Annotated in this window: 11 protein-coding genes; 7 read left to right on the top strand and 4 right to left on the bottom strand. The window is 61.0% G+C overall.

The window, feature by feature from the left end:
- The first annotated feature begins 257 nt into the window (after nucleotides 1-257).
- From KUA11_RS00680 to KUA11_RS00670, 3 genes are read left to right on the top strand one after another with little or no spacing between them, the layout of a single operon-like run.
- Entirely contained in the window at nucleotides 258-1,745 is a 1,488-nt protein-coding gene (locus tag KUA11_RS00680; RefSeq protein ID WP_217408761.1) for a paraquat-inducible protein A, read from the top strand.
- On the top strand, nucleotides 1,742-3,442 hold the full coding sequence (locus KUA11_RS00675) for a PqiB family protein (RefSeq protein ID WP_217408760.1): 1,701 nt from the start codon (nucleotides 1,742-1,744) through the stop codon (nucleotides 3,440-3,442). Before KUA11_RS00680 ends, KUA11_RS00675 begins: the two co-directional genes overlap by 4 nt.
- Nucleotides 3,443-3,445: 3 nt before the next feature.
- Nucleotides 3,446-4,114, top strand: coding sequence for a PqiC family protein (locus tag KUA11_RS00670; RefSeq protein ID WP_217408759.1), 669 nt, complete (start codon nucleotides 3,446-3,448; stop codon nucleotides 4,112-4,114).
- Nucleotides 4,115-4,150: 36 nt separating this feature from the next.
- Here the strand turns inward: KUA11_RS00670 and KUA11_RS00665 are convergent, their stop codons facing one another.
- From KUA11_RS00665 to KUA11_RS00655, 3 genes are all read right to left on the bottom strand, one after another.
- Nucleotides 4,151-5,170 (bottom strand): zinc-binding alcohol dehydrogenase family protein, encoded by a 1,020-nt coding sequence (locus KUA11_RS00665; protein WP_217408758.1) that lies wholly within the window; start codon nucleotides 5,168-5,170, stop codon nucleotides 4,151-4,153.
- 139 nt (nucleotides 5,171-5,309) lie between these two features.
- Nucleotides 5,310-5,978, bottom strand: a complete 669-nt coding sequence (locus tag KUA11_RS00660) for a hypothetical protein (RefSeq protein ID WP_217408757.1) — start codon at nucleotides 5,976-5,978, stop codon at nucleotides 5,310-5,312.
- A 100-nt stretch (nucleotides 5,979-6,078) separates the two neighbouring features.
- The gene (locus KUA11_RS00655) at nucleotides 6,079-6,567 is read right to left on the bottom strand and encodes a PACE efflux transporter (protein WP_254454585.1); all 489 of its coding nucleotides are present in this window, start codon (nucleotides 6,565-6,567) and stop codon (nucleotides 6,079-6,081) included.
- A 66-nt stretch (nucleotides 6,568-6,633) separates the two neighbouring features.
- On the opposite strand from KUA11_RS00655, the gene KUA11_RS00650 reads away from it, so the two are divergent.
- Nucleotides 6,634-7,545, top strand: a complete 912-nt coding sequence (locus KUA11_RS00650) for a LysR family transcriptional regulator (protein ID WP_217408756.1) — start codon at nucleotides 6,634-6,636, stop codon at nucleotides 7,543-7,545.
- On the opposite strand, the gene KUA11_RS00645 is transcribed toward KUA11_RS00650, so the two are convergent.
- Nucleotides 7,538-9,781 (bottom strand): primosomal protein N', encoded by a 2,244-nt coding sequence (locus KUA11_RS00645; protein WP_217408755.1) that lies wholly within the window; start codon nucleotides 9,779-9,781, stop codon nucleotides 7,538-7,540. The genes KUA11_RS00650 and KUA11_RS00645 overlap by 8 nt on opposite strands.
- Nucleotides 9,782-9,841: 60 nt before the next feature.
- Here KUA11_RS00645 and KUA11_RS00640 point away from each other — a divergent pair, with 60 nt between their 5' ends.
- Genes KUA11_RS00640 through KUA11_RS00630 form a run of 3 tightly spaced genes read left to right on the top strand, consistent with a single transcriptional unit; the run spans nucleotide 9,842 to nucleotide 12,757 of the window.
- On the top strand, nucleotides 9,842-10,816 hold the full coding sequence (locus KUA11_RS00640) for a tyrosine recombinase XerC (RefSeq protein WP_217408754.1): 975 nt from the start codon (nucleotides 9,842-9,844) through the stop codon (nucleotides 10,814-10,816).
- Complete coding sequence (gene pip, locus KUA11_RS00635; RefSeq protein WP_217408753.1) at nucleotides 10,813-11,775, top strand: prolyl aminopeptidase; 963 nt, start codon at nucleotides 10,813-10,815, stop codon at nucleotides 11,773-11,775. Before KUA11_RS00640 ends, pip begins: the two co-directional genes overlap by 4 nt.
- Nucleotides 11,762-12,757, top strand: a complete 996-nt coding sequence (locus tag KUA11_RS00630; protein WP_368040897.1) for a retropepsin-like aspartic protease — start codon at nucleotides 11,762-11,764, stop codon at nucleotides 12,755-12,757. The genes pip and KUA11_RS00630 overlap by 14 nt, the downstream gene beginning before the upstream one ends.
- Nucleotides 12,758-12,857: the final 100 nt, after the last annotated feature.

Genomic DNA, 12,857 nt, shown 5'->3' with positions numbered 1-12,857 from the left:
CGCGACATTCACTGTCCACCGTAACCATTTGATATTGCGACTGTATGCGGTTCGGTGCGTTTCAGTGTGTATTTAGAGCACGAGTTTCGTAATGATGGGGCCAGGGGTTCGAATCCTCTAACCGGCACCATTAACCTCGCGGTTTTCCTGTAAAATCAAATCTCCTTCAAAAGGTCGACACAAGCCGACACTCTTTGGCATGGCTGAAATATCTCCATCGCCTTTCGGGAATGTGAGCTTCGCGGTAAGATGACATCATGCCGTCGTCTCTTCCTTTGCGTCTGTATCGTGGCGCCATCCAACTGGCCCGCAGGCCGAGGCGTCAGGCATCGCATGTGACGGTCGTTGACGGTCTGGTCGAGTGTCCCTGTTGTGGGGAGTTTCAAGAACTTGACAGGGTACAGCCCGGAACAGCCGCCCGCTGCGTAAGGTGCGGGCAAGTGCTTGAGCGCCGTAATAAAACGGCCCCGTTGGCCGCTCCGCTAGCGTTTTGCATCACCTCGGCCGCTCTCTATCTCGCCACGCTGGCTTCATCCTTGATGACGCTCGATCTCTATGGTCGGGAGCGTACGGTCAATCTGCTGACCGGACCGATGGAGCTTTTGCACGAGGGATGGGGAGAGGTCGGGATGCTTGTGGGCATTGTGACCGTTCTCGCACCCGGCATCGTCATCGCCATCATGGGATTGATCCTCACCGCCGGGTTCTTCGAAGAACTGCCGGACTGGGCGCCCAATCTGATGGCCTGGTACGACAAGCTGCGTCCATGGTCGATGATGGAGGTGTACATCCTCGGGATTTTCGTGGCTTACACGAAGCTCGTGGATCTGGCGCATGTGGAGGTTGGGACGGCGTGCTATCTCATCGCGGCGCTGATGATCAGCATGGCGGCAACCGACCAGACGTTGGATCAGGAGTGGATCTGGCAGCGACGCCGGGTTGAGGGGACATTGCAGCTTCCCGATGGACGGCGGATGAAGGTCGATCGGGTTTCTGTGCATGATCTCGACGGTCTGCCGCCCCATGAAAACATGTTGTCGTGTCATTCCTGCGGTCTTGTCGGCGTTTTCCCGCAGCCGGTTCCCCAGACGGATTCGGTCGGGGTGTGTCCACGTTGCGGCCACGATCTGCGACGTCGCAAGGTGAACAGTATCTCGCGGACCGTCGCCCTTCTTCTTTCAGCCTTTATTTTCTATTTTCCCGCCAATCTCTTTCCGGTCATGACCGTCATCAAGGTGGGAAACGGAACGGGCCACACCATTATCGAAGGCGCAATCGAGTTGTGGGAAGATGGGATGATCCCGCTGTCCCTGCTGGTTCTGTTCGCAAGTGTGACGGTGCCGGTCGCCAAGATCGTGGGGCTGACTTACATGATCTGGACAACGAAACGCCGCTCAGCAAAGAAACTGCTCTTTCGTTCCAAGCTTTTCCGGATGATCGATATTATCGGTCGTTGGTCCATGATCGACGTGTTCATGATTTCCATTCTCGTGGCCGTCGTGCGGTTCAGTTCCCTTGCCAATATTCGTGCCAATGCGGGCGTGGTGTCGTTTGCTGCGGTTGTGGTGCTGACCATTTTCGCTGCCCATTGCTTCGATCCCCGTCTGATGTGGGATGCGGCGGGGCGTAATGGGAAACTGCGGGCGGATGCCCCTCCGCGCAGTGACAACACAATGGGTCAGTCGTGCCTTGCGCACGAGGACGAGGCCCTCGAACGGGGCGACATGGAGCCGGTGCAAGCGTGACTTCGGATCAGAATTCTTCTCCCCCGCGTGGTCAGGACGACGATGACGACGCGCTGCCGGTGGCGACTGTCAACAAGACCCGCTTCTCCATCATCTGGATCATCCCGATCCTCTCGGTGCTGATTGCCGTCTTTTTGTTGTGGCGCAGCCTGTATGATCGTGGCCCCGAGATTCTCATCAGTTTCGACACCGCCGATGGTCTGACCAGCGGTCAGACACAGGTGAAGAACAAGGCTGTGACACTGGGCACCGTCGACTCCATCACGCTGTCCAAGGACAAGCACCACGTTGATGTGCGGGTGCAGATGACCGCCAGCGCGTCCGGATTGCTGACGGACAAGTCACGCTTCTGGGTGGTGCGTCCGCGCATCAATGGCGCGAGCGTGACAGGTTTGGAGACGCTGCTCTCAGGTGCGTATATCGCCTTCGATCCCGGGCCGCCGGGTGGACAGCGCACTACGGTGTTCACGGGACTTGAATCGCCCCCCGGCATCCAGTCCGATCAGCCGGGCCGGACCTATACTCTCGTGGCACCGGCCATCGGTTCCATCGGACCGGGCGCGCCCGTGTTCTTCCGTGACGTGGATGTGGGAGAAGTGCTTGGTTATACGCTGCCGCCCGGCGGCGTGGGGCCCGTGCTGATCCAGTTCTTTGTGCGCGAGCCATACGATCATTATCTGCGCACCAACACGCGCTTTTGGAATGTCTCCGGTGTGAAAGTCGGGTTCGGAGCGGGCGGCCTGAAGGTGCAGATGCAGTCCATTCAGGCGCTGTTCTCGGGTGGTGTGGCGTTCTCCCTCAATCGCTCCGCCAACTCTGTCGAAGAGGCAGAAGAAGCGCCCGCCAATACGATTTTCCAGCTCTACGATGACAAGGATACGGCGGATGACGCCGGATATCATGAGCGTCTGCCCGTCGTGACCTATCTTTCGTCTTCTGTTGCCGGTCTGACCTCGGGAAGTTCTGTCACCATGTTTGGCATCCAGATCGGCTCGGTGACGGATGTGAAATTGCAGCTTGATCAGAAAACCGGTCATGCACGGGTTCGCGTTGCCATGGATGTGCAGCCCGAGCGCATTCTGCCGCCCTCCCAGATCCGTCACGATGGCATGTTGCAGACCATGCAGGCGCTTGTGGACAACGGAATGCGCGCTTCCGCCAGCAGCCTGAGTATGCTGACGGGCGAGACCAACATTTCCTTCGACTTCGTGAAGAAAGCGACCCCTGCCAAGACATGGATGGAAGGCGATGCGCTGGTCATCCCGAGTCAGGCGGGTGGCATGAGTGGCATCATGCAGTCGCTCTCCACCGTGTCCGATAAGCTGGCGGCCATGCCGTTCGAGCAGATTGGTGACAACGCCAACAACCTTCTCGCTCACGCGGATCAGCGCGTGAACAGCTCGGAAGTGAAGGAGGCTCTTGTCCAGTTGCGTGATTCGCTGCGCAGTCTGCATCGTCTGGCCGACAACGCCGACAAGGGCATGCAGCCACTCATGAAGCGTCTGCCGGAAATGAGCGATCAGCTCGACCAGACGCTGAAGAACGCCAATAAGCTGCTGGGAAGCTATGGCGGTGACACGGACTTCCACAGAAGCCTGCAAGCCATGGTCGTGCAACTGGGAGAGACGGCGCGTTCGCTGCGTTTCATGACCGATTTCCTGACCAATCATCCCTCGTCGATCGTTACGGGACGCTAAGCCATGGCTCACTTTCTTCCGATTTCCTCTGCCGTTCGCGTGCGCCGTGCCGTTCTCGGAACCCTCCTGCTGGGCGTGACAGGTGTGACACTGGCGGCGTGCAGTTCTTCAACGCCAAGCCTGTATTCGTTGCAGCCATCAGTTGCGCGTGCTGGCGGCGCAACGGGATATGGTCTTACTTCGACGACCGTTCCGACTTTGGTGGAAGTCCGCAAGCCGACCATTCCCGAGACGCTGGATCGCGATCGGATCGTGCTGGATGACAGCGGTTACAAGCTCGATGTTGCGACAACGGACGCATGGAGCGCGCCACTTTCCGCCCAGATTCCGCATGTAGTGGTGGCGGATCTGCGCCAGCGCCTGCCGGGCACGACATTCTTTGTGCAGGACGATGCGACGGCCAGCGATCCCCAGGCTTTTGTCGAACTGGTCGTGACCCGTTTCTCGCGTGAGGGTGCTGGTGGCCCAGCCGTGCTGGATATGCAGGTGGTGGTGCATCGCGCCGACAGCGATACGGCGCGGGTCGCGCAGTCGCTGCATCTGACGGCTCCAGCGGCGACGGGGACGGAAGCGCTGGTGGGGGCGCTGAGCACATTGCTCGGGCAGGCGTCCGATCAGATTGCCGCGGCGTTGCGTTCTTTGCCGCCTGAGCCGTCGTCTTCCACGCCCTAAATCCTGAAGGCCGAGCTTCAATCCCGGCCTACCGTTTCAGATTCCGAAGCCTTCAAGAGCGATTTTGCCCTTGACCGTGCCGCTTTCCAGCAGGGCATGGGCACGCCGCAGGTTAGCGGCGTTGATCGGGCCGAGCACGTCGGTCAGGGTGGTGCGCAGTACGCCCGCATCCACGAGATTTGACGCCTCTTCCAATATCTCTGCCTGACGGATCATGTCGCTCGTCCCGAAGGTGGTGCGGGTGAACATCAACTCCCAATGGGTGGACACGCTCTTGGCCTTGAAAGTCATGACATCGAGCGATGGCGGATCGTCGATAAGCCCGAAACGACCTTGCGGTGCGATCAGCTTCACGACATCGGGGAAATGCTGGTCGGTGCGTGTGGTGGAAAATACGAAGCCCGGAGCGCCAAGTCCCAAAGCTTCAATCTGAGGGGCGAGCGGGCTTGCGTGATCGATGACATGATTCGCGCCAAGAGCGCGCGCCCACTCCGTCGTTTCGGGACGTGATGCCGTGCCGATGACGAGGACGTTTCCGGGTCGTTTGGCAAGCTGGACCGCCATCGAACCGACACCTCCGCCTGCTCCGATGATGAGCAGGGCAGAGGCTACGCCCGGAATGGGGCGGCTGATGTCGAGCCGGTCGAACAACATCTCCCATGCGGTGATGGTTGTCAGCGGCATGGCGGCGGCTTGTGCCCAGTTCAGCGATTTCGGCTTGTGGCCGACGATGCGTTCATCGACCAGATGAAACTGACTGTTGGTGCCGGGACGGGTTACGGCTCCGGAATACCAGACCTCGTCACCGGGGCGAAACCGTGTCACGCCGGGACCGGTCTGTCGCACGATGCCGGCGGCGTCCCAGCCCAGTATTTTCCATTCACCCGGAGGAGGTTCGGCCCGCTTGCGGACCTTGGTGTCAATCGGATTGACCGACACGGCTTTGATCTCGACCAGCAGATCGCGCCCCGTAGCCTGAGGCGTGGGAAGATCGATATCGACGAGCGCATTCTCGTCCGTGATGGGAAGCGACTTCTGATAGCCGACGGCGCGCATGGCCTGTCTCCGTTTCTGCAAGGAGGGACGAAGGAGAAGGCCCGCAGCAGAGACCGAACGGCGACGGGATGCAAGCATCCGTCGTTCATGTCAGATGGATGCGTGCCGTCGTAATTTCATGAAGTTCAGATGAGAGCGATCAGTAATATTGCAGGCCGCTCAGTTCGATCTCGGGATTGAGGTAATAGGGAATGTAGAAAGTGGGAAGTGGCTGGGCACCTTGGCCGCGCGCCACACCTGACGGGGTGAGCATGGGCTTGAAGTGATGTGCCGAGAGGCAGCTATAGAGGGTGGAACGCAGCGCGCCGTCTTCCAGTCCCGTGGTGTGCGTCTGGTGAAAGAGGTCTTCGGCGTAGGGTTTGCACTGCGTCGGTGTGCGGGCAATCTTTTCGCTGATCTGTCGCTCTTTGAAGGCGCTCATGCGTTCATCCGACAGCCATGCGCGCATGTAGTCGGGTGAGGCAGGGTCAAGCCACAGATCGCGCCAGCCCGTATTGCCGTCCTTGCGGCTGGCAACGGCGATGCCTTTTTCCTGCGTGCCATCGGCACGGGTCAGTGTGCCCTGACAGGCGAGAACCTGATAATGCGAGCCGAACAGCGAGTCCCGTATGATCCCGTTCGTGAATGTCGTGGCAGCGCTTGAGGCGGGCGGATTGGTGATGTCTGGCAGTGGTGAGGGCGCATTGGCCGTCTTCACGATAGCGGCGGCGATGTCCGGCTCCGCGCAGTAGTTCTTGAGCGGATCGATCGTGTAGGAACAACCGGTAGCGGCAAGGAGGACAAGAAGAGCCGGAAGGCGCGTGTTCATCGGGTGGGGCTCACTGCAATTGCGCCCGATCGGGGTGGTCGGACAATGTTTCGGCTCCACACATCGCACATCGGGAAAAACAGTAAAAGCCGCAGGTGATTCAGGCTTCCTGATGAGAGGCTGTTTTGAGGGTGCGCTTTGACGTGTTTGCCCCGACCGGAAACAGCGTGTCGTACGCCATGTTGAAGAAAAACGCATACACCAGATAGAACAGCGCGATGCTCATGCTCATGGAAAAAGCCTGCATGAGCGAGACACCGAGATACAGCGCAATGGCGGGCAGAAGCACGACCTGAAGTCCGGCCTCGAACAGCACTGTGTGGAGCACGCGCACGGCGATGGTCTTGTGGGTAGAGCCGGTCAGGCGTCCCATGAACCGATCGAACAGCACGTTGTAGACATAATTCCAGATAGTCGCGGTGATGGCACTTCCGACGCCAATCGCTCCCATGTGGGAGGTAGGCACGCCAAACAGCACGCTGCCGGAAGGGATGACGAGAGCCAGCGCGAGGCACTCGAAAAGAAGTGCCTGACGCAGTCGGTCGAGGCCGTTCCGCATGGCGGGGGAGGATTGGGTTTCGGTTGACATGCGCGGCAACCTATCTCCCTTTTGTCGAATATAAAGTTGGCATCCATCTAAAAAGGAGATGGGTCTGTGGAGGTGTCTTTCGATCAGCTTCAGGCCTTCGTGGCCGCCGTGGAGGCAGGATCGTTTTCGGCTGCCGGGCGGCAGCTTGGTCGCGCTCAATCAGCAATCAGTACGCAGATCGGCAATCTTGAAGCCGATCTGGGACTGACACTGTTCTCACGGGATGGACGCGAAGCGGTCCTGACAGCGGAGGGGCAGCGCCTGCTGGAAGAAGCGCGCGTGGTGCTCGAGCGCCGTGACCACATGATCGGTGTCGCGCGTTCTCTCGAGGAAGGGGTGGAAAACCGTCTCGTCGTGGCGATTGACGAGCTTTATCCAGAGCGCGCGATGGCGCATGTCTTCGCGGAATTTGCTGCGCGGTTCCCACATGTGGAACTGGAGATCCTGTTGCCACTGATGGAAGACGTGGGGACGCTGGTGCAGAGCGGTGCTGCCGATATCGGGGTGATGTATCAGCAGGATGTGCCGCCGACCTCCCTTGCGTTTCACAGCATCGGGCATGTGCTGTTGCGTCTGGTCTGCGGTCGTGACCATCCGCTCGCCGATAAGCCGGTGGCGTGGGAAGACCTCAAACGCTACCGTCAGATTCTCGTGGCTACCCGGGACCGAACGCGTGAACGCAAGCAATTACGTGTGGCGTCCGATGTCTGGTGGGTGGAGAGCAACTGGGTCATTCTTGAACTGGTCGGGGCGGGAGTGGGATGGGCCTTTGTTTGTGACCATGTGTTGGCGTCGTCCACGGTTTCACCCCGTATTGTCACGCCGGAATTGTTGTTTGACCCATCTCCCAGACAAGCACCTCTGGCCGTTGTGTGGAGCAAGACCCGGCCGCATGGTCCGGCTGCGCGATGGTTGCGGCAGCGGCTGGGCGAAGAAAAAGGACATTTCATTCTTGCGGGTGCTGATGCTCTCACATGAACGAAACCGGGTCCACGTCCACATCCACACGTACGCTGCTTGTCAGGGGCACCTGAGCCAGCCAGCGGCGCAGGATCGGTTGCACGGCAATGTTGCGATGCGTGCGAAGCAGCAATCTGCGTCGATGTCGTCCCCGTAGAACGGCCAGTGGCGCAGGAACGGGGCCAAGCACTTCAACGCCTTCTCCATGAGGGGCGGCGGCTCCAAGATCGCGGGCGGCGTGATCGGCGGCGTCCGCGTATTCCGAACTGACGATCAGTGCGGCCAGTCGGCCAAAAGGCGGCCAGAATCCGGGTCGTCGCTGCTCGGCTTCCTCTGTCATGAACGCGGCGAAATCGCCTGATACCAGCGCCTGCATGACCGGATGCAGTGGCGAGAAACTCTGCAACAAAACCTCGCCCGGAGCTTCGGCGCGTCCCGCGCGTCCGGCCACCTGATGCAGGAGTTGCATCGTCCGTTCGCCCGCCCGCAGATCGGCGCCGCCAAGGCCAAGATCCGCATCGACCACCCCCACCAATGTGAGGTGAGGGAAATGCCAGCCTTTGGCGACAATCTGCGTGCCGATGATGAGATCCACCTCGCGACGACTGATTTTCTCCACTGCTTCGGCCGTGGCGCTCGGACCACTGATTGTGTCACTGGCCATGACGAGGATACGGGCGTCGGGAAATTCGCTGCGAGCTTCTTCGGTGATCCGTTCGATGCCGGGACCGATGGCGGTCAGGCTGTCGGTTTCACCGCAACTCGGGCAGGCCTGTGGAACGGGTTCCACATGTTCGCAATAATGACAGGCCAGTACATGTTTGCGGCGATGTTCCACCAGCCATGACGTGCAGTGCGGGCATTCCATTCGGTGTCCGCATGTGCGGCACAGGGTCAGAGGCGCGTAACCACGGCGGTTGAGAAACAGCATGGCCTGTTCGCCACGCTCCAGCCGCGCCTTGATGCCGTCCACGAGAACGGGCGAGAGAAACAGTCCACGGGGCGGCGGTGTTTCGCGCATGTCGATCACGCGCGTGTCCGGCATGGAGGCGCCCCCGTGCCGTGCTACGAGCACCAGATGGCGATAACGCCCGGTTTCTACATTGTTGAGCGTTTCCAGACTGGGCGTGGCGGAGGCCAGAATGACGGGACTGCCCGCGAGACGCGCCCGTACGATGGCCATGTCGCGGGCGTTGTAGGTGACGCCGTCTTCCTGCTTGAACGTGCCTTCGTGCTCTTCGTCCACGATCACGAGGCCCAGATCGGAAAAAGGCAGGAACAGAGCCGATCTTGCGCCAACCACGACCTTCGCCGTGCCGTCTTCGCAGGCGGCCCATGTCAAGCGGCGCGCTTTTTGTCCGATCTCGGAATGCCACACGGCCGGTCGCACACCGAAGCGCCGGGTGAAACGGTCCATCCATTGAGCGGATAACGAGATTTCGGGAAGCAGGACCAACGCCTGTCGGCCCATCTGTACACATTCCGCCACGGCTTCGAGATAGATCTCGGTTTTGCCGGAACCCGTGACACCTTCGAGCAATGTTACGGAAAAGGCGCGTTCCTGCACGCGATTACGCAATTCGCTTGCAGCAATCGCCTGTGCGTCTTCGAGAACCGGAAGCCTGTGCAGAGGATCGGGCAGCGCAAAAGGCGGTGGCGGCGGCATCACCACACTTCGCAGCACACCTGCATCTGCCAGTCCGCGCACCACGGACGCGCCGACATCGGCCTTTTCTGCAAGTTCTGTCGTGGTGAGAGGCTCTGCACCCGCGGGTAGGGCTTCCAGCACGGCTTTTCGCGCGGGGGTCAGGCGCAGGCCTGTGGGGAGATCGCCCTGTCGTACCCAGCCTGCAGCGGGGGCGCTTCCTTGTATGCTGCGAAGGTGAGAGCGCAGGCACATGGCCAGAACCATGCCGGGAGGTGCCAGTGTATAGGCCGCCACCCAGTCGATGAAGCGGCGCAATTCGCGTGACAGCGGCGGCAGGTCCAGCCGTTCACGAATGGGGCGCAGGCGGGACGCCGCCACTTCCGGTGACACTGGAAAGGCAAGGTCGGTGGGCAGAGGGGTTGGCTCCCACACCACGCCGGTTTCCCGGCGCCCTCCCAGCGGCACGGCCACCACGTCTCCGGGTGAAAGATGCTCGGCCAGAGCCTCTGGCACGGCGTAATCGAGCGGGCCGGGAAAAGGCAGAGGCAGCAGCACGGAGACGCGCTTTCGCGGGGCGATCGGTTCCAGTAAGCTGCTCTGCACCATGACGGCTCTCTCTACCCCCATCGTCCGGTTCTGTCTCGCTTCATCGGGGAGACGCGCGACGTGACGGCCGAGGACGCGTTGCGTCAGTTTCTGGCGTGGATGGTGGCCGAGAAAGGGGCGTCGCTGCACACCATCGACGCCTATCGAGGCGATCTGACGCGTTTCCTCGCTTTTCTCACCCGCCATCATGGAGGCGAGCCATCCCTCGACACATTGCGCACGACCGCTCTTGCGGATTTGCGCGCATGGCTCGCTCACGAGCAGACCGAGGCTCTCGCACCACGGATCGGCGGCCGTCCCACCACACGCGACAAGGCCGCTCGCACGCGAGCGCGGCGTGTCTCGGCGTTGCGCTCGTTCTACCGCTTTCTTGCCCGTCATCTTGGCGTCGAAAACCCGGCTCCAAGCCTGCTGACTACGCCCCGCACCAAACGCCCGCTGCCCCGCCCGCTGCCCGTGGAAGCGGCGATGGAGGTGGGAGAGGAAGTCGCCGCGCATGAGAGCGACGCCATGGCGCAGGAACGTGACCGGGCACTGTTCCTGCTTTTGTATGGCTGTGGCCTGCGTATTTCCGAGGCGCTTTCACTCGACGTGGGCGATCTGGACATCGCACTAGGGAGTGGCGCACTGCTTATTCGCGGCAAAGGCGGCAAGGAGCGTCTGACTCCTCTTGTGCCGCGGGTGGAGGAAGCGCTGCGGCGCTGGCGTGGCTTTCACCCATCACCGGCAAAAGACGAGCCGCTTTTTGTGGGAATCCGGGGTGGGCGGTTGAACGCGGCCATCGCCCAACGCGCTATGCGGACATGGCGCAAGGGAGAGGGGTTGCCGGATCATGCGACACCGCATGCCCTGCGTCATTCCTTCGCGACCCACATGATGGAAGGTGGCGCGGATCTTCGGGCCATTCAGGAACTTCTGGGCCATGCCAGCCTCTCCACAACCCAGCGCTATACGCTGGCGGACGAAGCCCGACTTCTGGAAGTCTGGCAAAAGGCGCATCCTCGGGCCACAAAGGGAGCAGGAGACAAACCATGACCGAGACAGCCCGCACGCTCTATCCACCCATCGAACCCTATGCCCACGGTCATCTCGACACGGACGACGGGCACCTTGTCTATTGGGAGCGATGCGGCACACCCGGCGGCCTGCCCGTAGTGTTCCTGCACGGAGGACCGGGGGGCGGCTGCTCGCCCATGCAGCGCCGCATGTTCGATCCGGCACGCTATGACATCCTGCTGTTCGATCAGCGTGGCTGCGGGCGCTCGTTGCCCCACGCTTCGCTTGAGAACAACACGACATGGCATCTCGTGGCGGACATCGAACGGTTGCGTGAAATGGTGGGTGTGGACCGATGGGTCGTGTTCGGTGGCTCATGGGGATCCACGTTGGCGCTGGCTTATGCCGAGACGCATCCCGAGCGGACGGCGGGACTGGTTCTGCGCGGCATTTTCACGCTGAGACGCGAGGAGCTGCTGTGGTACTATCAGGGCGGTGGAGCGTGGCTGTTTCCCGACAAGTGGGAGGCATTTCTTGCTCCCATTCCCGAGGCAGAGCGCGGTGACCTCATGGCGGCCTATAATCGTCGCCTGACAGGCGACGATGCGGCGGAACGTGAGCGCGCGGCCATTGCGTGGTCCGTGTGGGAAGGGTCCACGCTCACGCTGCTTCCTTCGCCGGGAATGGTAAAGCAGCATGAAGACCCGACCTATGCACTGGCGTTCTCGCGCATCGAAAACCACTATTTTGTACATGGCGGCTGGCTGGCGGAAGGTCAGCTTATCCGCGACGTGGATCGTATCCGCCATATTCCGGCATTCATCGTGCAGGGACGCTACGACATCGCCACGCCTGTTCGCACGGCATGGGATCTGCACCGGGCATGGCCGGAGGCCGAGTTTCGGCTGATCGACGATGCCGGACACGCCATGTCGGAGCCGGGCATTCTCTCCGCTCTCATCGAGGCCACGGATCGGTTTGCCCGTGACCTTGGCTGAAAAAGGGGACAGGCACAGCCACGCCTTTTTCTCTATGGCAAAGTTGGGCGCAGCGTGTGTCGCTGTCCTGCTGGGTGCATCCATTGCACAGGCGGCGCCGCGTCCGTCCTGCGCCATGACCCATCTCGCGGACGTGCCTCTTCGGAACGATATGGGGTTCCTGTCCACTCCCGGCACCATTCATGGACACACGGCCAGCTTCATTGTGGACACAGGTTCGCAAGGGAGTCTGCTGTCGCCGTGGTTCGCGCGGTTTCTGCAACTGTCCGCCGATTCCGGTGCCCAGACGCATGTCAGCGGCACCGGGGGATCGGGCGGAATCGTGCCCAATGTGATCGTCCCCCAGCTTCGTCTGGGCGATCTGAGTTTCGGCCCGTTGTCCATGCCCTTGGGTATTTTGCCCAGCCGCCCAAACATTCATCCGCCCATTGAGGGGCTTCTGGGGGGAGATGTTGTGGGGCAGGACGTCCTGGAGTTCGATGCCCCGGATGGACGGCTGGGTTTCTGGATGTCCTCGGCGCGTGAAAGCGCCGCCTGCGATCTGGCGCCGCCGGCTGTCAAAGGACTGCGCTGGCAGGAAATACGTGGCGAAATGCAGGCGCATCGTATCCTGCTTCATGTGCAACTGGACGGTCATGAACTTGTAGCGTTGCTGGATAGTGGGGCACGCTCGCGCATCATCTCGCGTCGGGCGGCCGAGGCAATCGGTGTGACGGAATCGGACCTCGCCACGGACCCGGGAGGCACCTCAACCGGTGTGGACGGGCGCGAGTCTGTCTATCGCTGGCACCGCTTCCATACGCTGACCATCGGCGGTGAGACCGAGACCAATCCCGTTCTGACCGTGGCACCCATTGCCGAACCCGTGGATATGCTTCTGGGATCGGACTGGTTTGCGACGCACCGCGTCTGGGTGTTTTACCGGCAGGGCCGTATCTTTGCGGCCAGAGTGCAGCCGACAGGAAAACATTCCGGCGGATGAACGCCAGATGCCGATGCACATGTCCATAAGGAAAATTTATTACCGATCTGGAGAGAGCGGTTCGTAGCATTGGCTGGTCCATGCTTTGCTTGTCGAGGAC

This window comes from Acetobacter estunensis, assembly GCF_019083805.1.
Taxonomy (GTDB): domain Bacteria; phylum Pseudomonadota; class Alphaproteobacteria; order Acetobacterales; family Acetobacteraceae; genus Acetobacter; species Acetobacter estunensis_A.
This window is presented reverse-complemented; position numbering and strand designations above follow the sequence as displayed.